Annotated in this window: 23 protein-coding genes; 12 read left to right on the top strand and 11 right to left on the bottom strand. The window is 40.5% G+C overall.

Annotated features, from left to right (window positions below; translation table 11 throughout):
- Positions 1-17: 17 nt before the first annotated feature.
- The 3 genes from CVD28_RS11045 to CVD28_RS28745 all read left to right on the top strand — a co-directional run bounded on the left by CVD28_RS11045 (position 18) and on the right by CVD28_RS28745 (position 4,396).
- The gene (locus tag CVD28_RS11045) at positions 18-3,020 is read left to right on the top strand and encodes an AAA family ATPase (RefSeq protein WP_101592440.1); all 3,003 of its coding nucleotides are present in this window, start codon (positions 18-20) and stop codon (positions 3,018-3,020) included.
- A gap of 72 nt (positions 3,021-3,092) precedes the next feature.
- Positions 3,093-4,037, top strand: a complete 945-nt coding sequence (gene yhaM / locus CVD28_RS11040; protein WP_101592439.1) for a 3'-5' exoribonuclease YhaM — start codon at positions 3,093-3,095, stop codon at positions 4,035-4,037.
- 179 nt (positions 4,038-4,216) lie between these two features.
- The gene (locus tag CVD28_RS28745) at positions 4,217-4,396 is read left to right on the top strand and encodes a sporulation YhaL family protein (RefSeq protein ID WP_308315080.1); all 180 of its coding nucleotides are present in this window, start codon (positions 4,217-4,219) and stop codon (positions 4,394-4,396) included.
- 87 nt (positions 4,397-4,483) lie between these two features.
- Here CVD28_RS28745 and CVD28_RS11030 read toward each other — a convergent pair whose 3' ends face one another.
- Positions 4,484-5,356, bottom strand: coding sequence for a peptidylprolyl isomerase (locus CVD28_RS11030; RefSeq protein ID WP_101592437.1), 873 nt, complete (start codon positions 5,354-5,356; stop codon positions 4,484-4,486).
- Between the two features lie 195 nt (positions 5,357-5,551).
- Here CVD28_RS11030 and CVD28_RS11025 point away from each other — a divergent pair, with 195 nt between their 5' ends.
- Positions 5,552-5,638, top strand: coding sequence for a YjcZ family sporulation protein (locus CVD28_RS11025; protein ID WP_101592436.1), 87 nt, complete (start codon positions 5,552-5,554; stop codon positions 5,636-5,638).
- Positions 5,639-5,847: 209 nt separating this feature from the next.
- The gene (locus CVD28_RS11020) at positions 5,848-5,931 is read left to right on the top strand and encodes a YjcZ family sporulation protein (RefSeq protein ID WP_101592435.1); all 84 of its coding nucleotides are present in this window, start codon (positions 5,848-5,850) and stop codon (positions 5,929-5,931) included.
- Positions 5,932-6,092: 161 nt separating this feature from the next.
- Here CVD28_RS11020 and CVD28_RS11015 read toward each other — a convergent pair whose 3' ends face one another.
- From CVD28_RS11015 to CVD28_RS11005, 3 genes are all read right to left on the bottom strand, one after another.
- On the bottom strand, positions 6,093-6,272 hold the full coding sequence (locus CVD28_RS11015) for a hypothetical protein (protein WP_308315082.1): 180 nt from the start codon (positions 6,270-6,272) through the stop codon (positions 6,093-6,095).
- A gap of 612 nt (positions 6,273-6,884) precedes the next feature.
- Positions 6,885-7,463: an HTH-type transcriptional regulator Hpr gene (locus CVD28_RS11010; RefSeq protein ID WP_101592433.1), complete on the bottom strand. Its 579-nt coding sequence runs from the start codon at positions 7,461-7,463 to the stop codon at positions 6,885-6,887.
- 179 nt (positions 7,464-7,642) lie between these two features.
- Positions 7,643-8,041, bottom strand: coding sequence for a YtxH domain-containing protein (locus CVD28_RS11005; protein WP_180954118.1), 399 nt, complete (start codon positions 8,039-8,041; stop codon positions 7,643-7,645).
- A gap of 707 nt (positions 8,042-8,748) precedes the next feature.
- Here CVD28_RS11005 and CVD28_RS11000 point away from each other — a divergent pair.
- Positions 8,749-9,603 carry a pentapeptide repeat-containing protein gene (locus CVD28_RS11000; protein ID WP_101592431.1) on the top strand — a complete coding sequence of 285 codons (855 nt, stop codon included), beginning with the start codon at positions 8,749-8,751 and terminating at the stop codon, positions 9,601-9,603.
- A 139-nt stretch (positions 9,604-9,742) separates the two neighbouring features.
- On the opposite strand, the gene CVD28_RS10995 is transcribed toward CVD28_RS11000, so the two are convergent.
- From CVD28_RS10995 to CVD28_RS10985, 3 genes are all read right to left on the bottom strand, one after another.
- A complete protein-coding gene (locus CVD28_RS10995; RefSeq protein ID WP_101592430.1) occupies positions 9,743-10,276 on the bottom strand; it encodes a tryptophan transporter in 534 nt (177 codons plus the stop codon).
- 134 nt (positions 10,277-10,410) lie between these two features.
- Positions 10,411-11,517 (bottom strand): 3-phosphoserine/phosphohydroxythreonine transaminase, encoded by a 1,107-nt coding sequence (gene serC / locus CVD28_RS10990; protein WP_101592429.1) that lies wholly within the window; start codon positions 11,515-11,517, stop codon positions 10,411-10,413.
- A gap of 113 nt (positions 11,518-11,630) precedes the next feature.
- Positions 11,631-12,056, bottom strand: coding sequence for an HIT family protein (locus CVD28_RS10985; RefSeq protein WP_101592428.1), 426 nt, complete (start codon positions 12,054-12,056; stop codon positions 11,631-11,633).
- Between the two features lie 629 nt (positions 12,057-12,685).
- On the opposite strand from CVD28_RS10985, the gene CVD28_RS10980 reads away from it, so the two are divergent.
- The 6 genes from CVD28_RS10980 (at position 12,686) to CVD28_RS10955 (ending at position 17,498) form a co-directional block, all read left to right on the top strand.
- The gene (locus CVD28_RS10980; RefSeq protein ID WP_101592427.1) at positions 12,686-13,426 is read left to right on the top strand and encodes an ABC transporter ATP-binding protein; all 741 of its coding nucleotides are present in this window, start codon (positions 12,686-12,688) and stop codon (positions 13,424-13,426) included.
- Complete coding sequence (locus CVD28_RS10975) at positions 13,423-14,631, top strand: ABC transporter permease (protein ID WP_101592426.1); 1,209 nt, start codon at positions 13,423-13,425, stop codon at positions 14,629-14,631. The genes CVD28_RS10980 and CVD28_RS10975 overlap by 4 nt, the downstream gene beginning before the upstream one ends.
- A gap of 571 nt (positions 14,632-15,202) precedes the next feature.
- Entirely contained in the window at positions 15,203-15,877 is a 675-nt protein-coding gene (locus CVD28_RS10970; RefSeq protein ID WP_101592425.1) for an NAD(P)H-dependent oxidoreductase, read from the top strand.
- Between the two features lie 31 nt (positions 15,878-15,908).
- Positions 15,909-16,076, top strand: coding sequence for a tripartite tricarboxylate transporter permease (locus CVD28_RS10965; protein WP_180954117.1), 168 nt, complete (start codon positions 15,909-15,911; stop codon positions 16,074-16,076).
- Positions 16,066-16,356, top strand: a complete 291-nt coding sequence (locus CVD28_RS10960) for a hypothetical protein (protein WP_142384760.1) — start codon at positions 16,066-16,068, stop codon at positions 16,354-16,356. The genes CVD28_RS10965 and CVD28_RS10960 overlap by 11 nt, the downstream gene beginning before the upstream one ends.
- Positions 16,357-16,787: 431 nt before the next feature.
- On the top strand, positions 16,788-17,498 hold the full coding sequence (locus tag CVD28_RS10955; RefSeq protein WP_101592422.1) for an EcsC family protein: 711 nt from the start codon (positions 16,788-16,790) through the stop codon (positions 17,496-17,498).
- A gap of 212 nt (positions 17,499-17,710) precedes the next feature.
- On the opposite strand, the gene CVD28_RS10950 is transcribed toward CVD28_RS10955, so the two are convergent.
- From CVD28_RS10950 to CVD28_RS10935, 4 genes are all read right to left on the bottom strand, one after another.
- Positions 17,711-18,508, bottom strand: coding sequence for a nucleotidyltransferase domain-containing protein (locus CVD28_RS10950; protein ID WP_101592421.1), 798 nt, complete (start codon positions 18,506-18,508; stop codon positions 17,711-17,713).
- A 96-nt stretch (positions 18,509-18,604) separates the two neighbouring features.
- Positions 18,605-19,801, bottom strand: coding sequence for a M20 family metallopeptidase (locus tag CVD28_RS10945; RefSeq protein WP_101592420.1), 1,197 nt, complete (start codon positions 19,799-19,801; stop codon positions 18,605-18,607).
- A 332-nt stretch (positions 19,802-20,133) separates the two neighbouring features.
- Positions 20,134-21,528, bottom strand: a complete 1,395-nt coding sequence (locus CVD28_RS10940) for a hypothetical protein (RefSeq protein WP_101592419.1) — start codon at positions 21,526-21,528, stop codon at positions 20,134-20,136.
- 265 nt (positions 21,529-21,793) lie between these two features.
- Positions 21,794-22,306: an antibiotic biosynthesis monooxygenase family protein gene (locus tag CVD28_RS10935; protein ID WP_101592563.1), complete on the bottom strand. Its 513-nt coding sequence runs from the start codon at positions 22,304-22,306 to the stop codon at positions 21,794-21,796.
- Between the last annotated feature and the right edge of the window lie 287 nt (positions 22,307-22,593).

Genomic DNA, 22,593 nt, shown 5'->3' with positions numbered 1-22,593 from the left:
CAGAAAGGAGGACTAGCATGATAATAAGAGAAGTGCATATATATGGTTACGGCAAGCTTGAAGATATAAAGTTTGACACTGCTAACGATGTTCTTGTTTTCTGCGGGGAAAATGAATCCGGAAAATCTACGATTATGTCGTTTATTCATAGCGTATTATTTGGATTCCCTACAAAGGCGCATTCCGAACAGCGATATGAACCGAAGAATCATGCTAAATACGGAGGGAAGCTGACCCTGGAATCAGCAAGGTATGGCATCATTACTGTTGAGAGAGTCAAAGGCAAGGCGGCCGGAGATGTTACAGTTACATTCTCTGATGGAAAAACAGGGGGTGAGGATGCCCTAAAGTCTATTGTACAAGGCATGGATAAATCCTATTTCCAGTCTGTTTTTTCATTTGACCTGCAGGGTCTTCAAGGCTTGGAAGGTCTTGACGAGAAATCCATCAGCAAATATCTCCTGTCTGCTGGAATGATTGGCAGTGATAAGTTAATGGAAGCAGAGTCCCGGCTTCAAAAGGAGCTTGATTTACGGTTTAAGCCATCAGGCCAGAAGCCTCAGCTTAATATTATGGCCAAGGAATTGCAGCATGCACAACAGCTTTTAAAGAATGCTGATGAAAATCAAAAAGGATATGATTCTTTGCAGAAAAGGCGCCTGCACGCAGAAAAGCAGCTTACAGAGTTAAAGCAGCAAATTAATGAAATCGAAAGACAGCTGGTTCTATACAAGGAATTCCTCCGTATTAAACCACTGGACGACGAATATAAGGTGTTGCAGGCCAGAATAGCCGAAATCGGAGACTGGTCCTTTCCGGAGAACGGACTGAAAAGGCTTGAGGCCGCTGAACAGGCTTCCTTGTCCGTAAAATCCCGATTTGTCTCCATGCTTCAAAGAAAAGAAGAGCTGGAGGGCATTGAAAAAGAATTGGAGCTTAACTTTTTTATACTAGAAAATAAAGAGCAAATCCAAGGTGCAATCGAGGGCGGCGCTTTGATTGAAAAAATGGATTACGAACAGAGGAAGCTGCTGAATGGCCTGGAATCTGCCAGGAAAGATATTGCCCGGCTAAAAGGTGATATTGGAATTCAGCTGGATGAGGAAGACATTCTTTTGCTTGATACAAGCTCATTCTTGAAGGAACGGGTCGGCCTGCTGGAGAAGCAAAGGAATAAGCTGCAGACAGACAAGTTTCACTTGGATGAAACATATAAAAGGCAAAAGACACTTCTTGACCGCAGCGAGGATCGGATAAAGGAACTATCGAAGCGCCTGCTGACTCCAGAGAAGAAAAGTGAGCTGGAAAAATCAATAGCTTCCATGGAGGCGAGCAATCAGTCCCATATACGAAAGCAGCTGCTTGAGGAACAAATTACAGAATTAAAAAGCCGCATAAAAAGCCATAATGAGAAACTGCAGGTAAAAAAGAAAAAGGAAAAAACAGTATTCTTTTCCTTCCTCTTATTATTCGCTATATTAGCTGTTTACGCGGCTGTACAGCAGCAGCCTATATTTGCAGTGGCAGCGGTAATCGCAGCTCTGCTACTGGGAGCATTCTCCTTCTTTGTCAGACAAGGAGGCCAGCAAAATGAACTTATGGCTCAGCTGAAGGAAGCGGAACGGAAAAAAGAACAAGTTGATCACAGCAGGACGGCGGGGGAAAGTGAGGGTCATGCTGTTAAGGAGCTGCTTGAACGAAACTCCGAGACTGAACGCCAGCTTGCTTCAGAAAATCTTAAATATAGTGAAATTGAAGAAGCTTTTAACATGTCGATAGATGCATATACAGAGTGGGAGAAACAAGTAAAGGAAAATGAAGAGGATCTTGCTGCCATTTTAAAGGGATGGGGTGTTCCAGCCCAATTTGAAGTTTCTATTGCAGGGACCGCGTGCGAAAAAATTGTTTTGCTTAAAACCATGATTGAAAATGTGAATGCAACCGAGGAAGAATACCAGCATGCTTATAAGGAATTCTCTTCCCGGGTGAAAGAATTGCAGGTTTTATCCTCGCATAGCGGCTTTGCTGAGCTTTCATGGAAAGAGGCGATCACCGAGCTTCGAAGAGGAATGAACATTTCACAGGAAAATGATTTAAAGCGGAAGCAAGTGAGGGAAGAAATAGAACGGCTTGAGGCGGAGATACTCACATTATCTGCTTCCCGTGAACAAATCGAAGGTGAAATGCAAAGGCTATTTATAATGGCAAATGCCGAAGATGAAGAAGAGTTTAGGGAAAAGGCGCGGCTGGCAACTGAAAGGGATCGCCTGGAAGAGAGGGCAGTCTTAATCGCCATTCAGCTTCAGCATGCTTCATTGACTGAGCAGCAGAGACAAGAGTTATTTGAAAAAGGCATTAATGAATATACCGTCGAAGAACTGAATCGCAGCCGGATGGAATTAGTGGATGATCAGTCCGCAAAGCAGGATGAGCTTGCTTTATTAAAGCTGGAGATTAGCAAATTAGAAGAGGGTGGGGACTTTGATGAATTATCCCATCTTTTTCATGAGAAAAAGTCTGCCTTCCGGGAAGAATCAAAGGATTGGGCAAAATATGCGATCGCAAAAGCTTTGCTCCAGCAAACAATTTATAAATTTACCGAAGAACGGTTACCGATGGTGCTGGAGAGGGCAGAGGAATTTGTATCATTTTTAACAGACGGAAGGTACAGCAAAATTGTTCTGGGGAAAGACCAGCAAATTTTGCTGGAAAGATACGATGGAATCTATTTTGGAGCAAGTGAAGTCAGCAGGGGAACCGCAGAACAAGTATATGCAGCAATGAGATTGGCACTGGCAAGCAACTCCTTCGAGGAAGATTCATTTCCATTAATTATTGATGATAGCTTTGTAAATTTTGATTTTAAAAGAACCGAGCGAATGATCTCTCTTCTGGAAAAGCTTTCGGAAACCCGGCAAATCATTTTCTTTACCTGCCATAGCCATTTGCTTGCCAGCTTTAAGAAGGCGAAACTTATTGAATTAAGCAAAGAAGAAAAACGGGTGCTGAAACAAAAGTAAGAAAAAATGGAAAAAGCAGCTTGAAGACTGATATGGTATACTGTTGTTACGATACCGGAACGGGGGATTCAAATGGAAAATGGCATTTATCAGTATGGAGTCGGTGACGCTATAGACGCATTTATGTACATAAAATCGAGTACAAAAGGAATTGCAAGCAATGGAAAGCCGTTTCTGTCACTGGTACTCTCAGACAAAACTGGAGAAATTGAAGCAAAGCTTTGGGATATATCAGAAAATGATGAACGTCAGTATGCTGCGGAAAAAGCAGTACGCATTTTAGGAGAAATTCAGAATTATAGGGGCAGAAACCAGCTCAAGATTCGGACTATCAGGCTTACGACGGAAGCGGACGCTGTCAATCTTGCTGATCTGATCCAAACGGCGCCTATCAGCCAGGAAGAAATGATGAATACGATCACGCAGTATATCTTTGAAATGAGGAATCCTAACATCCAGCGGATTACGCGGCATTTACTGAAAAAACACCAGGCTGAGTTCATTACATACCCGGCAGCAACAAAGAATCATCATGAATTCTTATCAGGCCTTGCGTATCACGTTGTCTCGATGCTAGACCTGGCAAAGGCGATCGCCGGGCTGTATCCAAAGCTGGATAAAGATCTCCTGTACGCCGGTGTTATTCTCCATGATCTTGGAAAGGTAATGGAGTTATCAGGGCCAGCTTCCACTGTTTATACTGTGGAAGGCAATTTGCTCGGGCATATTACGATTATGGTCAATGAAATCGGCAAAGCTGCAGATGAACTGGGTATCAGCGGTGAAGAAATCATGATACTCCAGCATTTAGTGCTGAGCCACCATGGCAAGGCTGAATGGGGAAGTCCTAAACCGCCTATGGTAAGGGAAGCTGAAGTTCTTCATTATATCGATAACCTCGATGCAAAAATCAATATGATGGATCGATCCCTGGATAAAGTGAAGCCTGGCGAATTCACGGAACGAGTATTCGCGCTCGAAAACCGTTCATTTTATAAGCCCTTGTTCCAAAAATAAAATTAAGACACCCAACTTCTCAAGCCTCTTAAACAGCTAAAATGCTAGTTTTGGAGGTTTTTTACTGCACCTTTACAAAAAACTTTATTAGCCGCTTTTTGAGGGAGAGCATAATTAAATTCATTGGAGCATATTCTCTATTACAGGATGGACAAGTGAGCCTGAAAGGAGAGAGAATATTGCCTATTTGGATATGGTTCGTTGTGGCGGGAATCATTGTAAGTGCTGTGATGGCAGTCCGTACAGCGAGGCTGGAAAGAGTTCAGGAACAGGAATGGATTGAGCAGGAAGGCCAAAAGTATATCGACCGTATTAATGAAGACAAAGAAAAGAAAAATCAATTCCAGCCAGGGGCATAAAGTCACGTGTGAATAAAACAAAGAAGGCCTGTACCATTTTGGTACGGGCCTTCTTTGCCATTTAGGATACCCTGATAGGTGTTTTCCTTATTGTTGTGGAGCAGGCTGTTCAGGTCTCTCAAGGGCCTTTTCCAGGTCTTTATCTTTGATTTCAACCTTAGCATCTTTTAATTCCTTATCGACTGCTTTATTTACTTTTTCCTGGTCGATTTTTGAAGTTTTAACTTCATACTCAAGCTGCTTCTTCATTTCATTATACGGTTTCTTTTCTTTCTTATCAGTTAGCTGAATGATATGGAAGCCGTGTTCAGATTGAACAGGTTCACTGATTTCATTCTTTTCCAGCGCATAAGCGGCATTTTCAAACTCTGGAACCATTGCTCCAGGTCCGAACCAGTCCAAGTCTCCGCCTTTTGCTTTAGAGCCTTCATCTGTTGAATATTGCTTAACTAAGTCTTCAAATTTAGCGCCAGCATCAAGCTTCTTCTTTACTTCCTGGGCTGTTTTCAGGTCAGCAACAAGGATATGGCGGGCACGGATTTCAGGGCGGATCTCTTCATAGTGCGCCTTCATTTCCTTTTCGGAAGCTTTAACGTCTTTAAGAGCTGCCTTTTCCTGGAGCATGCCAATTTTTAATGATTCCTTAAATTGTTTTTCATTCTCATAACCATATTGAGATAAGGCCATTTCAAAATTCTCGCCCAAATCAGCTTTAAACTGATTTACTCTTTCATCAAGCTCTTTATCTGTCACTTTATATTTGTCCTCAAGTACTTTTTCATATACAAGCTCTTGAAGCACCTGGTCACCGAACCGGTCTTTTAAAGTGTTATAAAGTTCATCTTTCGTAATGTCGCCAGCTTTTGTTTCAACAACTGCTTCAGAGTCACCGCTATCCGTACATGCGGTCAAACCAAGAACGCCGGCTGTTACGGCAAGGGATAATAACCATTTTTTCATGCCAAACAACTCCTGTTTAGTAAATTCGTGGGGCTTCTTTAAATCCACAAGTCCTACTATAACATAAAAAGGATAATAGGCAAAAAATATGTTGGCAAATTCTTTTTGGATTATTCGAAAAAATAGGTGAATGACCTACCCAATTTTCAATCTGCAACATATGATAAATCGAAGTTACTAAAGGAGGAATGAACAATGAGTGATGGTCATAACAATGGTTTTGCGTTATTGGTAGTACTGTTCATCTTGTTAGTTATCGTAGGTGCGGCATTCTGCTGGTAAAAAACTAAAACTTTGAAGGCCGATTCCTTTTATTCCCGCATGTAGTCAATAGGAGCAGGGTTCTTTTTAATAAGGAACAGCTTTTTTTGGAACTGCAAAAAAGGTAATGCCTGAAATCAAAACACTTGCGAAGAATGGCAGGTATATATTAGGAAAGAACCCGGCGGCTGACACAGCTGGCAGGTTCATCGAGATAGGGGGGGGAATTTATGTCTGGAGGACACGGCGGTGGCTTTGCCTTAATTGTGGTTCTATTCATCCTATTAGTTATCATTGGAGCTGCCTGGCTATAAAAGCCACTTATAATCAAAAAGGTGAAGCACAGGCTTCACCTTTTTTAATATTTGAAGAACATGAACGGCTTTGTAATGCAATCAGACCAGCAACTTAAATCTCTTGCGGAATAAGCTGCCGGGCGATTGCGCTTTTGCACACGTACAATAAGGATGTAAGATTATGAGAATGATATTTCAACATAAGAGGATAATAATAAAATGGTAATCAAGATATTTATTGTACGAAAAACCTTTGGCTGCCGGTCTTCAGGAATCTCTTTTTGGATGCATAATATATTTGTCATTTTATTAATGTTGTAAAGAATCGCACCTGAAAAAAGAATAAAAAATAGTGAGATCACCCTGAATCCCTCCTTATCTAAACCAATCTTGTATTCATTTACGATACCAAATTATCGAAAAAAAAGATAGTACTTAGGTTATTGAATTGCAAGCTTATCTGAACCTTTCGACCTTTAATATTACCCAGGCAGTTCTGCTTTGCTGCTTTTTGTATTTTTAGAGAGATCAGGAATTTAAACAGGTACTGTAAGGAACTTACCCTTCCAATATGCTGGGTGCAGATCCTATAAATTAGTGTGGCCCTGGAATGGGACGGAAATAGGTTTCAGAAAATTAATGAGGTTTTTTTCTATGGAAAAGGAGCGGATCTGTGCCGATTGTTTTGTAAAGAAAAACTAATTGATATTTAAATGTAAAATTACTTAGGAAGTTGTATCGCTAAGTTTTGCTTTCACCACCCTTATTTTTGATAGCATGTGCTAACAGCTTATTCTTATTTTCATGCAATGGTTTGGGAGTATGGACTTCTGTGAAGATTTGAACATAGACGAATGAAAAGCAAAAAGCGGAGGGCGCACTTCACTTTTCCGCTTCTTGATGTTGGTAAGGAAAGCTTGATTATCTGGAGAACTGTCTATCGGATGTGTCCTTGATGGTTAAAAGTGAATTTATACAGGCTCTGCCTCTTTAGAAGCTTTCTTTTTGGAAAGGCGGCCTTCCTCTACAGTAAATTCACTATCTATGTTGGAAAAGGATCGTTCAAAAATCTCCATAAAATCCTCGCCATATATATTTCTGATGACTGCCATCATTTCAATCATATCAGGAAATTTACCATATAGCTCCCTAAGTGGAAGGGCACCAGTAAATGCAGCATTTTTGCCAGGATCATAGGTTTCCATTAGGGAAAGTAAAATTTTCTCACCCTCATCGGTAATTTTGATATACGTATTCCGTTTGTCATCTTCCTTTTTTGAAAAATTGAGCAATTTTCTTTCTTCCAGCTTTTTTGAGAAATTAAACGCCGTAGAAACATGCATAACACCGAATTTTGCTACATCAGAAATGGAAGCGCCGTTCAAATGATAAGCGATCCATAAAATATGATGCTCATTTATATTCAGGTCATATGGCTTAATCCATTGCTGCCAATCTTTCTCAACAGATTTCCATAAAGCTTTGCTCAGTTGAGCCACCCTTTGGCTGAAAAGCATAGCTTCTTTCATAGTATAGTTTTTTTCTTGCATACAAGTCTCACCTACCTAAAAAAATTCTAATACATTTATTATGACAATAAAATAAAAATTAATAAAGATAAAAATTTGCAAAATTTTTAGAAATTTTTTTATCCTCTGTTCTATTTGAAAAAAATGAAAAAAATATGCGCAGAGGCTGATTCAGCTAGCCTGGCTGCGCATCCAAAAAATTACTGGTTATTCTGGTCCTTATTTTCCATTTTTTGAGTAATGGGAGAGCTTGCTACAATTCCCTCCAGTTCTCCAACCGCAGACTCAATTTCTTGAATTTGGCTGGAAATTTCGTTTTTGTGAGGCTCAATTTCAAGTCTCCAATATTCAATGCGGGCTTTTACCTCAGTTATGAATTGATTAATTGTTTCTTTGCTTGCCTTTGTTGCGTAAACGGTATCATTCTTAAGCTCTGCGGCACGAGCCTTGATTTCAAGCAGGATGTCGAGGGCTTCATCTTTGCTAAATTTAATCCGGTCGCGCAGTTCTCTTCCGGAGGATGGTGCGGAAAGAAGGACAGCGGCACCTGCAACTAATGTACCAGCGACAAAACCGAATAATAAAGATCTTGTTTTCATAAATTTGGTCACCTCATTCAAAGTCATTTGTTTAGTCTTTCTACAAATAATTAAAAAATCCTTTTATATCTGATGTAAAAAAGGTGGTGCTGAGGTAATCATCAAAAATGAAGATAAGTAAAATTCATTACTCTTTAGTTTTTATATCACAAAAATTTTTTCTCAAACATGAATTCATCCTTTTTTAATATATAAAAATAGCTTGAACACCTCCAGTGTCCAAAAAGCGGGGTTCCGGTATACAAGTCAGCCTGCCGGCATATACTTGTCTAAAATGAAAAGGAGGGTGCTGCTCTGGCTTCAGTAGAATATGTATTATTAAGTTTATGTTTTCTCCTTTTTGCAGGAATGATTCATTATTTATTATCAGCGGGGAGGCCAGGCATATATCCGCCCAAAAAGCTGCAAAGAAAAAGAGCAGGTTTTCTCGGAACAGGAGGGATACTCCTGCTGATCATAGCTTTATTGATCCATTTCTCTAAATAATCAGATAAGACCATTGCATTCATTCTAACCCATATTTTTTAACCTGAAGGGGATCACTATTTGGCCTGGCGATCTCTTTTTTTTATTCTCATAAGCTATGATTACTAAACTCAATTATATATTTACAAATTCATACGTAACAGTAAAAATAGAACATATAAGGGAGTATTGTCTGCCAGCTGGTAACAGAACGTTCAGTAAACTTAGAGGAAGTGTAAGTATTGTCTAGTCAGATAACGATTAACGGGAATGCTCTTAAACATTTAAGCGCAGATTGTGAAAAATGTTTTGGATTGTGCTGTGTGTCTTTACCTTATTTAAAATCTGCTGATTTTGCATTCGATAAGGATGGGGGAACTCCCTGTCCGAACCTGCAATCAGATTATCGCTGCGGCATACATAAAGATCTAAGAAATAAAGGGTTTCGAGGCTGTACTGTATATGAATGCTTTGGGGCAGGCCAAAAGGTATCTCAAGTAATCTATGGTGGAAACAACTGGCGGGATAACCCATCGTCGGCTAAGGAAATGTTTGAGGTATTTCCCATTGTCCAGCAGCTGCAGGAAATGCTGTGCTACCTAAATGAAGCACTGACTCTAAAGGATGCTCAACCTATATATAAAGATCTGCAAGCTGCAATAAAAGAAACGGAATATCTCACTAATCTAAGTCCGGAGGGTATCTTAAACCTTAATGTACCGGCTCACAGAACGATTGTAAATGAATTGCTTTTACGTACAAGTGAGCTGGTAAGAGGAAAGGCTGTTCGGCAGAAAAATAAACAGACAAAAGCAGGAAGAGGAAGTGACCTTATCGGTGCAAATTTAAGGGGAGCTGACCTAAGAGGATCTAACTTAAGAGGAGCGTTGCTAATAGCCTCCGACCTAAGAGAAGCTGACATGAGAGCTGCTGATCTTATCGGTGCGGACCTTCGGGACGCTAATTTAAGCGGGGCGGATCTCACCGGCAGTATCTTTCTTACTCAAGCCCAAGTTAACTCGGCTAAGGGAGATATAAAAACTAAATTACCGGCTTCCCTGAAGATTCCCGATCGTTGGGTTATAGATCCACGATAAATATTAAAAAAAGTTTCTGTGACTTAGGATATTAGAGATCAAAAAAAAGATAGAAGAGCAGTTTTCACCGCTTTTTCTATCCCTTTTTGTAATGAATTTTCTATGATATTTTAATCAGCTTGCCAGTATCGGCAAAGCGTCAGCTATGTTGATGCGAAACGTTGGATGCAAGGTTTGATTTTTTTACAATTCCCCCGGCGATTGGGTAAATAATAACCATCGCGACTGTGTTAAACGCCGCTGCCGGAAGGACAACCGCCGCAAATAATCCTACGAACGGACCTGGAAGCCCAACGAGATAGTAGGCAGAGCCTAAAAAGATAATGCCTGAAATAATAGTGCCAATTGCTGTTAATGCGCCCACACTGATAAGGGAGTGTTTGAACTTATTAACTGCCAGTAAAAGGAAGAAAAAGATAAACGCTGTAAAGAATTTATCAATAATATTCGGCAGAAACCCTCCAGGGAACGATGTGGTCAATGCGGAAATAATACCGCTCGCCAGCCCTAATAACAGTACATTCTTTTTTTCTGGAAACAGTATCACACCTAAAAAGGTCATGATCAGCATCATATCAGGCTTCATCCCCATAAAGAACCCGGGAACAAACATGTGAAGCGCTGCACCTATCCCAATTAAAAGTGATAAAGATACCAGTGTTTTCGTATTCATTTCTCATCTCTCCTCTTCTATGCTCAGCTAAATCTGAAAGCCCCTCCGACAGTGCACTAATTGCCTGCCGCGAAAAGCTTTTTATTAGTATATCATGGCTGCTGTATATTTTGAAGCATTTATTTTTATAGCGATTATACTGTTTGTCCGGATGCTTCATGTGCATATGCAGCCTGGAATTTCTTCATGAACGAAGCAAGCTGCTCACAATGGTCAAGCGGGACAGCGTTATAAATGGATGCCCGGCACCCGCCGACAGAACGGTGGCCGTTCAATCCGACAAAGCCTGCTTCCTTCGCTTGGGAGAGGAATTGCTTGGTGAGCTCATCATTCTCTAGAGTGAAGGTTACATTCATAAGGGAACGGCTGTCTTTACGGGCGTGGCCCTTGTAGAACCCGTCACTCTCTTCAATGGTCTTATACAGGAGAGCTGCTTTTTGCTCATTCAGCCTTTCAATCGCTTCTACACCGCCTAGGTCCTTAACCCACTGAAGAACAAGAGACAACAGATAAATAGACATAGTAGGCGGTGTATTATATAAGGAATTGTTGTCAGCATGTGTCTGGTAAGAAAGCATGGTTGGCAGGGAAGGATCCTTATGGATTAAATCTTTTCGGATGATTACCACTGTCACACCTGATGGGCCCAGGTTCTTTTGAGCTCCGGCGTAAATTAGCCCGAACTTGCTCACATCAACCTTTTTGCTAAGTATGTCACTGGACATGTCAGCAATAACAGGAATCTCTGTTGCTTCAGGATAGTTTTTCCACTGGGTGCCGAATATTGTATTATTGCTTGTAATATGCAGGTAGGCGGCATCCTTAGCAGCCTTAATCTCACCGACGGCTGGGATTGTTGAGTAATTGGTTTCCTTAGCGGAAGCGGAAACCTCGCAGCTACCGATTTTTTGTGCTTCTTTTAATGCTTTCTCAGACCAGGAACCGGTTAACACATAGCTTGCTGTCTTTCCCTTTTTGAGTAAATTCATTGGGATCATGGAAAATTGCAGGCTTGCACCTCCCTGCAAAAATAACACCTCATAATCCTCAGGAATTTCCATCAATTCAATTAGCAGGCTTTTAGATCGATTAATGATTGTTTCAAAATCCTTGCTTCGGTGGCTTATTTCCATTACAGACATACCTGATCCATTGATATTGAGCCATTCCTCATGGGCTTTAGCCAATACTGCCTCAGGCAATGCCGCAGGGCCAGCGTTAAAATTGTATGCTCGTTTCAAAAAAATTCCCTCCCTATACGGTACTGCATTAAAGTGTAAAAATAATTGTTTCTATCTTAACAGAAACGCTTTAATATTGGGGAGTTATTTTTGAAATTTTATTTATTTTTGAACTATTCCTCGATATGGCTGGAAATTGAAGCGGCCATTTTTTGAAAAGTTTCGGGTGTGTAGTCGCTGGTATGCGTCTCCCAAACGGCGCCGAATCCATCTCCTGCGCCATAGCGGGGCAATAGATGCATATGATAATGGAATACGGTTTGTCCGGCAGCTTCGCCGTTATTGTTGACAATATTCAGGCCAGCCGGTTTGAATTCCTTTTGGATTGCCTTCGCAATTTTTGGAACCGCTTCGAATAGACGGCCTGCGATTTCAGGAGAAAGCTCATAAATATTTTCTTTATGTATTTTTGGAATAACAAGGGTGTGCCCTTTTGTGACCTGGCTGATATCGAGAAAAGCCAGCACATGCTCATTTTCATACACCTTTGAACCCGGAATTTCACCATTAATAATCTTACAGAAAATACAATCTGTCATTAATAAACAGCACCTTTCCATAAATTAATTTATTAGCTTTATATTACCATAGCATGGAAATTTAGTCATAATGGGAACAGGGCAACAGCAACAAAAAAGCAGGATGCAACCGATCGTTGCATCCTGCTGAGGGAAGAGGGAGGCTTCAATTTCATCGTTCTATTTCAGGCTGTTTCTCCTCTTTAGCAAACACCTCATTCACATTAGAGTGTATACAGGTGAGACACTTCTGGAGAAATTACATTCAAGGCGACCATCTCCTCTTCTATATCGTTTCACAACGTATAAAGCATCTGATTGGTCTTTTACAAACACCCCGTTTATAAAAGGGATTTTATATTTGAATGTCTAATTCAACCTTTAAGCGCAAGATGACCATCCCCTTGCATAGAGACGTTAAATAATGAAGCTGCTTATATTTCAGTTATAGGTCTTTAACTGGCACCCCATTCACAATTTGATTTTAAATCAATTGCTTTGTAGGAAGCTCCCTGCTTCTTTTTTATAATTAGCATATAGTCAGGAAAACTTACCTGGTTAAAGATGGAATTCCCGATAACGATTACTATATCGCGGGTGGAATTTTTGTTAATATAAAAAAAAGATGAATTAAAGGAAGGAACCTTGATATGTCCTTATTGCAAATACAAAATTTGTCCGGAGGCTACACGAAAACGCCAGTTCTAAAAGGTATCAGCTTTGACGTAAAGCCAAACGAGCTGGTTGGCCTGATTGGGTTAAATGGGGCTGGAAAAAGTACAACCATTAAACATATTATCGGTTTAATGGAACCAAAAAACGGCAGCATTATCATTAATGGCAAGACCTTTATGGAACAGCCTGAAGATTATCGAAGAGAATTTACGTATGTCCCTGAAACGCCAATCCTGTATGATGAGCTAACCCTTGAAGAGCATTTAAAGCTTACCGCGATGGCGTACGGCCTGGAGGAAACCGTTTTTCAGGAACGGATGGCTGTCCTGTTAAAAGAGTTTCGGATGGAGAAGCGGCTTGGGTGGTTTCCGGCCCATTTTTCTAAAGGGATGAAACAAAAGGTAATGATCATGTGCGCGTTTCTTGTACAGCCGTCACTTTATATCGTTGACGAGCCTTTTGTCGGCCTTGATCCGCTTGGAATTCAGTCGCTTCTTGATTTAATGAACAAGATGAAGGAAAATGGTGCGGGCATCCTGATGTCGACCCATATTCTTGCAACTGCTGAACGTTATTGTGATTCATTTATCATTTTGCATAATGGCGAAATCCGTGCAAAAGGTGATTTAGAGGAATTAAGGTCGCAGTTTTTGATGCCGGGTGCAACTCTTGATGATTTATATATCCAGCTGACAAAGGAAGAGAATGAATCATGAATAGCGTAAATTTTTGGAAGGAAAGGTTTCAAACCTTCAATAAGGAGATCCAGAAATATTTACGTTACATATTTAACGGGCATCTTTTGTTTGTACTAATATTTGCATTGGGCGGCCTTGCTTATTATTACAGCGAATGGATTAAAACGCTTGATAGCGGTTTTCCATCAGCCCTCATTCTGGCTGTCTTACTTGGACTAATGGTTACAAGCAGCCCGGTGAATACATTTTTAAGAGAAGCAGATATGATTTTTCTTTTGCCGCTTGAAAAGCGCCTGGACGATTATTTCAAGCGCTCTCTTATCCTGAGCCTTGTGCTTCAGGGATATTTGCTGTTAATGGTGCTTGCTGCCGGTTTCCCGATGCATTCCAAGGTTACTAGGGCAACATTGCGGGATTTTTTGCTTATCTTCCTGCTAATGCTGGCCATTAAATATATAAATCTGCTGATCCGCTGGCATGTTTTGAAATTCCAGGAGAACTCCACCCTATTGTTCGATAGCGGTTTGCGCCTTGCGATTAATATTGTGTTACTGTATTTTTTACTTTCACGGGCAAATATAATTTTGACTTTGATAACTTCATTCTTGCTGATTGGTTTACTGCTTTTTTACCGCCAGGCAGCAAAAGCCAAAGGGCTTAAATGGGAGCGTCTGATCGATTTAGAAGGAAAGCGCATGATGTCATTTTACAGGGTCGCGAATATGTTCACCGATGTTCCGAAGTTTAAGGAGAAGGTTTCCCGCCGCAGATGGCTTGATTGGCTGCTGTCATTTATTCCGTATCGGCAATCTTCTTCCTATACCTTTCTTTATGCACGAACGCTGCTTCGGGCTGACGATTACTTTGGGCTCTTGCTCCGGCTGACAGTTCTTGGTTCATTTGTGATGCTGGCATTTTCATCCATATTTGCTGTACTGTTCACAGCCGTATTGTTTTTGTATATGACAGGGCTGCAGCTAATGGCAATAGGGCGGAACCATGAAATGAAAATTTGGATTAATTTGTATCCATTGCCAAAGGAAAAGCGGCTTCAATCGATAGTGAAATTATTGATGATCATGCTGCTCATTGAAACAGTTACCTTTGCTGCGGTGATTTTATTTACCGGGGCATGGGTTACGTCTTTCGCCATACTGGCAGCAGGATTTGTGTTTATGGTGTTTTTCAGATCGTATGCTGCAAAAAAGATGACTGCTTTTTAAGGTGCAAAATCTAGTTGAATAATGAGCGGATTGCCTGCCAGGAGACCGTCTCCTCGCAGGTTATTTATTTATTGGGAGTTGAAATTATATTTATTCTTTTAGAGAATCTGCTCAGTATACTGCAAAAATGGCCGATGTGTGTTGAGAAATCAATATATTGTAAAAGTTGACGATAAAATTCGGAAGTTGTGAGATAAAAATTCGAAGATGCCGATAAATTTAGAAAAGTCTTTAAAGGCTCTCCAAAATAACAGACATAAAACTTTTATATGGCTTCATAAGGGTATGTTTTAACCTTTTACTTCTTTTTTCCTTCGTCTACCCCTTTCTGAAGAACATCTCACAGAACGTAGGCATATAAATTGTCTTTTCTTTTGCTTTCTTTATAATCGACCAGGTAATAGTTAGATTCAAAATTGACAATAATATCCCTTGAATTCAGTGCAGAGGAGTTGAAGGCAATATTAACTCATCATGTGAAGACGCACTTGAGCATTATTGTAATCTGTAAAATATATCGGTTCACATTCATTTATCTAAGATCAATCTTAGACAAAAAGGAGAATGCATGATGGGAAGTCGTGAGGATAAAAAGCAGGAAATACTTGAAGCATTTCAATTCAGGCATGCAACAAAAGAATTTGACCCAAATAAAAAAATCTCTGAAGATGACTTTAATTTTATTTTAGAAGCAGCCAGGCTGTCGCCTAGCTCAGTCGGTTATGAACCATGGAAATTTTTAATTATTCAAAACAAAGAATTGCGGGATAAGCTGCGGGAAGTTTCATGGGGAGCACGTGGACAGCTTCCAACAGCAAGCCATTTCATCGTTATTCTTGCAAGAACGATTAAAGACACTAAATATGATAGTGAATATGTAAAAAACCAGATGCTAAGCGTAAAACAGATTCCTGAAGATGTTTTTGAGCAAATGAAAATCCGATACAGGGAGTTTCAGGAAGAGGATCTCAATATTCTTGAAAATGAACGAACGGCATTCGACTGGGCAAGTAAACAGACGTATCTTGCCTTGGCGAATATGATGACAGCTGCCGCTCTAATTGGAATAGACTCTTGTCCGATTGAAGGATTTCATTTTAACAAGGTCCAAAAGATTTTAACAGAGGAAGGTTTGCTTGAAGATGGGCATTTAGCTGTCTCCGTAATGGCAGCATTCGGTTACCGGAAAAATGAACCCCGTCCTAAAACTAGAAAGGACAGGGATGATATAGTTCTGTGGGTTTAACTAAATAAAACTTAGGACGAGGATATTAACCGTGACATTGGGGATTCCGGGAAGTCAAACAACAGCGGTTATTTTGGCTTCTTTATCGCTTCAAGGGTTGCAGCCTGGTCCGCAGATGATGACTGAGCAACCTTTATTGTTGTATGTGATTTTCTTCTCGATGCTGATTGCCAGTGTCGCGGCTTTTGTTGGAGGATGAATTATGGATTGCGCTATTATTTGGGGTGATTGGCCATTTTATGATTAAATATGATTTTTCTCCTTCGGCCATGATCTTGGGATTGGTCTTAGGCAAAATGATGGAAGAATCTTTCCGACGTCAATTAATGTTGACCAATGATTATATGACATTCTTTACCCAACCCATTTCGGCCCTCATTTTGTCGGTATCCATTCTCTCTGTTGTTTATCCGATGATTGCCAACGTTATTAAAAAGAAAAAAGAAGCGAATAATTCGTCTATTAATAAAACAGGGTAAGTTAATAACTATTGAAGGGTACAGATTATTAAATTTCTCTTCATAAATCTTGATAAATTAAGGTTTAATCGGTCATAGGTAATCCTGTGACCTTTTGTTATTTAATGAAGTGTTTTATTCATTTACTGTAATGTCCTTTTTCTTTTTCTTAGATTAATTAGTGAAGACAGATTGATATATTCTTGTGTAATATTGGAATACTACCATATATTAGGTGAATATTTATGATGCTTTTAAAAAAATGTAGGTGTTTATACGACATACAGTGAGTTATTGGTGGGAAGTACTGTTAAGATAAATTGATTAATTTAATTGCGTCCACATTCTACAGACTGCTTCCCCGGTCTTTTTTTAGTTTTAAACGATCATAATGAAACTTATTTATTAATATAAACGTAAATAATGAAAGGAAAATTAAAGGGGATAGTTAAATGGAAGTATATGAAATAAATGCTTATCAGGAAGTAGCAGCATGGAAAAAAAAGCTGATGAAACGGTCAGGGATGCTTTCAAGGTTTTCAAAGACTACTCAAAATAAAATTAATAGCGTTATACCAGAAAAGATACATGAGGTTATCACCGATAGTATAAAAAGCATGGTTAAAACAACATTAGCAGGAAGCAACCTAACTACAAAAGCTAAGGATGTTAGCGGTTTAACGTTCGAGCAAAAGGAAAGGGAAGTATTGAAGAAGATTGAAGCCTACCAGAAGACCGCAACCATTGAAGGGGCAGGTACCGGAGCGGGGGGACTATTGCTGGGACTGGCTGATTTTCCGCTGCTTATAAGCATAAAAATGAAGATGTTATTTGAAATTGCAGCTTTATATGGCTTTAATATAAAAGACTATGAGGAACGTGTATATCTGCTTTATGTGTTCCAGCTTGCTTTCTCAAGCGATGAAAAACGGATAGAGACATACCGCATTTTGGAAAATTGGGATCATGAAAAAGAACAATATTTGGAGGTTGATTGGAGGGTGTTTCAGCAGGAATATCGGGATCATATTGATTTGGTAAAAATGTTCCAGCTGGTTCCCGGGATTGGAGCTATTGTTGGGGCATATGCCAACTACAATTTAGTGCAGCTCCTGGGTAATACAGCTATGAACTGTTATCGGATGAGGATGTTAGCAGAATAGGGGGCAAGGAAGAAATTTTTATCAATCTTAGGACATGCGTCTATACGCTCGTCCTTCGGCTGCATATTTTATAGTAAGTCCGCAGCTTAAATAAAAAAATGGTTCACCTCCTGAAGCTTTAGCACAGGAGGTGATTTTTTGATAATTTTACAGACTCCGATTGACTTATTACAAGGGTCTGCCGAAAAATTATTGTCATAGCTGACGAGAGCTTAATCATTCCAAACTTCTTTCAAACTGTCTCTGAATAATGCATCAAGCTGGCTGGTTGGGTCGGGCATTTCGTTATGCAAGCTCTTTGTATATGCTTCTAGCCGGCTTATTTCTGCATGTAAAAAGTGAAGAATAACTTCATTCCTTGGGTTTGAATCCAACTCTTCGCCTTCGATTTTCCGCTTTATTATGCTCTTTATTTCTTCTTTAAGTTTTCCTTCCGGAAGAGCATCGTCTAAAAGACTGATAAATTTAAGCGGTGGCATAGAATTGTATTTTTCAACCCAACCCGCTGCCAGTACAGGATATAGCATATAGAAATATTTTTTTATCTTTACATCATTACCTTGCATAAAGTCCCGTAAATTCTTTTTTCCCATATTCAAGTAATGATGCAAGCATGGAGCGGGTGAAAAAATATCTAAAGCTAAAGATTTCATCCTTTCTACTGTTGAGCAGGACGAGTAATAAACTATGCTTGAATGAAGCCATTCCAGTAAAGTGGGGTTGGATTTCCGAAACAATCTTAAGGTTTTTGTCAATTCCCAGCCGCTGATATCTAAAAGGTTGTGCACCGGGATAGAAAGCGAATCCCGGTTTGGAATTTCAATTACATTTCTTTTTTCATCGATTGATAGGTACCAATTTGTTTTATGAATATAGATAAATCTAACATCATAATCACTGCCCCTGGATGGAAACCCCCAGGCCCTGCTCCCGGATTCGCATGCATAAAGAATTTTTACCTCATGCTCTTTTTCGATTTGCATGATGGTTTCCAGAATATGTTCTTTCATCAACTCTGCCCTCGTTTCGCAGGAATAGCCGCCCAGGTGTTCTCGTTCTAAGACAAGAAAGACAAACTTATTAACAAGTATTGCCTAATTATTTTATTATACCAATGCTTTTTGAGCTTCTTTTACCTGATAAGTTATTGCTGCAAGTCCGAGAGTTTTAGCTGCTATTAACATTGCGCGTTCATCAAAATCGAATTTAGGGTGATGATGCGGATAGGCGATTTCGACACCTTCTGCCCTTGCGCCGGTAAAAAAGAAGGTTCCCTTCACGTTTTGCAAATAGAAAGCAAAATCTTCGCTGCCCATCTCCGGATCCTTTTCCTCCACAGTATTAATTTCGTTAATTCCTTTTGAGATTTCGGCTAAATGGAGTGTCTCAGTCTCATGATTCACAACAGGCGGATAGCCGCGGAAGTATGTATACTTATACTCACTATCGGATGCCAGACAAATTCCCCGTGTTATTTTTTCAATTTCCGATTCAATGAAATCGCGGACTTCTTCATTAAACGTTCTAACTGTCCCAACGAGTTTCGCATTATCCGCAATTACGTTGAACGCATTTTCCGCTGTAAAAGAGCCTACAGTAACAACAGCAGAGTCAATCGGATTTACGCGTCTGCTTACGATTTGCTGAAGTGCCAATACCAGTTGGGAAGCGATTACGATAGAATCCTTGGTTGTATGCGGCTGCGCCCCATGGCCGCCTTGTCCCTGAATCTCAATTTCAAAACGATCAGCTGCCGCCATGATTGGACCGACACGGTATTGAATTGTCCCGGTTGGAACTGTAGCCCATAGGTGGGTACCAAATATGGCATCAACACCATCCAGGCAGCCATCCTCGATCATCGGCTTTGCCCCTCCTGGAGCATACTCCTCAGCATGCTGATGGATGAATAGATAAGTACCTTCGAGTTCATCTTTCATACCATTCATTACTTTAGCAAGGACAAGCAATGTAGCTGTATGGCCATCGTGGCCGCATGCATGCATAACGCCAGGAACGGTGGACTTGTATTCAACTTCTTTTTGATCCTGGATTGGCAGCGCATCGAAGTCAGCCCGAAGTGCGATTGTTTTTCCCGGCTTTGCCCCTGTCACTCTTGCCACAACGCCATTCCCGCCTACTCCAGTCCGATGCTCAATGCCTAAATTCTGGTAGTAATCAGAAATATAAGCCGCCGTTTGCGTTTCCTGAAATGATAATTCAGGATGTTTATGTAAGTATCGGCGGATAGATATCATTTCTTCCAAAGAATTTTCTAAAAGAGATTCAAGTTTGCTATTCATGGTATTGCCTCCTTTAATGTTTGTGATTGAGAATATTATGACAATTATAGCACGATAAAAGAAAAAGGAGGGACCGAAACACAATGATTAACAAAAGTGGTAAAAAAGCTTCACTGAAAAATCACTTCGAAAAAAGAATTTTAATATGTTTCTGACAGGACATCCTGTTACATCGTTCATAACAAAGGATTGAAAAATACTAAAGATGCTGTTTTTTACCTCAGTAATAATTGAGCACTTCAGCTGCATTGGTAATAGAAAAAAGCTGCACCAGGTTATACAGAGGGCTATTACTTTAACCCTTGATTCTTCCTGGATACAGCTTAAATTTATTACATTAAAAACATAGCAACAATGGTGGTAACCACAAGCCCTATTGCGACTGGCAGCAGATTCTTTCGTGCAAGTTCAAAAGGGTCGACGTTACAAATTGCTGCGGCAGGTATCAGTGCCCATGGAACGATGGTGCCGCCTCCTACCCAAATGGCCGCAATCTGGCCGAGAGCGGTCAGTGTTGCAGCACCGGATCCAATGGCTTCAGAGAAGAGGTGGGCAACGGAACCTGCCAGCGAAATTCCTGAGAAGCCAGATCCGTCCAATCCTGTAATCGCACCGATTGATGTGAGAGTGATCGCAGCAATTTCTTTTGACAAAGGAACGGTATGGGCAAGCGCAATACCCAGGTCATTAACAATACCTTGCGAGGCCGCTGGAAGATGTTCTCCAAGAATCTTTATAAAACCGGAATCTCCAAGATAGAAGAATGCTGCAATAGGTATAACCGGCCCAAATACTTTGAAGCCGAATTGAAAACCATCAATTAAATAACCAGTAGTTTTTTCAAGGCCATGATGGTTGTGAGCAGCAAGAGATAGAAGAATTAATATGAAGATAGAAGTGCCGCCAACTAGTGCAGTGGCATCCCCACCCTGGAGTTTTAGAATAGACATCGCCGCGACATCTAGAATAAAAGCTACAGGAATAAACAATGCGAAAAACTTCTTTTGTCCGCTTGAAAGTAATGAGAGGTCAACCTGAGTATTCTCGTCCTTTGCGGTTTCCACCACTTTTGATGAAAGCCGGCCCAGCTTCATATCTCTTTTTAATAGAAAGAAAGCGGTTACTGTTGTGACCAGACCCATTGTGAATACAAGCGGCACGCTCGCACTGATAACTTCTCCGACAGGAAGAGAAGCAGCGTCTGCAGTCAGTTTGGGTGCGGCCTGGATAATGAAGTCACCTGAAAGGGCGATTCCATGGCCAAACAGGTTCATCGCAATAGCTACGCCAATAGCAGGGAGTCCCACCCGGACAGCAACTGGAAGCAATACAGCCCCAAGTAATGCCACTGCAGGGGATGGCCAGAAAAACCAGGAAATCAGCATCATTACTATTCCGATCGTCCAATAAGCAAGACCCGGAGTCCTGATCAGCTTGGAAAAAGGAGAAATCATAACATCATTGATACCGGTTTTTGTCAGCACACGGCTCATAGCCACAATCAGGGAAATAACAACAATCGTCGGCAGCAATTCCGTTATGGCGTAGATAAAGCTTCCGAAGATCCCGCTTACAGAAGCTGGCAGATTTCCAGTTGCGGTCAGGGCTATCGTAAAAATTCCTGCGATACAGACGAGAGTGGTATCTCTTCGCGCTATCATAAAACCTATGATTAAAACAATAAACAGGATATATATCCAGTGAAGAGCCACAAGCTCTATGCCCATAAACATTCCTCCTTGTTTAGTAGGTGAAACAAAGAGCGCAAGCCGTGACATACGCCCGCATGATTCCCTACTACACAATATGAAAATAAGAAAAGTTTGTGAAAGAAGCCTGCGAAAATTCATTTCTTAGCCAAGAATGGTTGGTGCCCTTAATGGAATCGCGGGCTGCAGCGGCCCAGGAACAGGGGGATAAACAGAAGAGTGTCTTATAAAATCAAAAAAGACCTTGTCAGGATACAAGGTCATTAATAAAAAAATGTTTGTTTTAATCCTCATCTTCTGCCAGTACGTATTGGGTGACATAGGAGGAACCGGAAAAAATCTTTGTGGCAGAGTCAGCCTCTCCTTCAGCTCCTTTGTTTGCGTGGGCACTTTGAAAGCTCTTGGAGTTTTGCCAGTTTCTGAAGTACTGCTCGTTCTCCCATTGAGTCAAAATAACATACGTATTTGAATTAAGCGGCCGGAGCACACGAATGGCAATAAATCCTGGCTCTTTTTCGATTAGCCCTGCCCGGTTTTTAAAGCGGTATTCAAAAACCGGTCTGCCTTCATCTGTAACCGGTATATTATTCATGACGATAAAGCCGCCTTGTTTCAGTTCGCCAGCGGAATCAACTGTTTCAAATTTACGAGGAGAACTAAAAATCGTCTTTCCGCTTGTTTCATGAAGCAGTAGAGCTGTTTCCGCGTTCTGCATTAAGTACATTTTCTCGCCAGATGCCTTTTCCTTCCTATTTTTCATAAATTCATAGGTCCCATTAGTCATATAGATGTACATGCCCTCACCCCATTTTTCTATTTTCTTCAACATTATTTAGACACATTTTTATGTTTCCCTCTTTTAATCATCAAAAACCAATTCGCTAAAAACGGCGAATTTTTGACAATTGCCTACGTTATCTATACATACATAGTAGAAAAAGGCTATATTTTAGGATATTAGAAAGTATAACTTTCTCAACATATACAAATGTCCAGCTCCAGCGCCCAGCCCTTCGAGGTCATAAGCCAATCACTTCGGAAGGCAAAAAGCGCCTTCTGTCAGCGCTTGTCTTATGCTTGTCG

This window comes from Bacillus sp. M6-12 (assembly GCF_002860285.1).
Classification (GTDB): domain Bacteria; phylum Bacillota; class Bacilli; order Bacillales; family DSM-1321; genus Peribacillus.
Note: the sequence above shows the minus strand (reverse complement) of the source record. Positions and strands in the feature narration are given on the sequence as shown.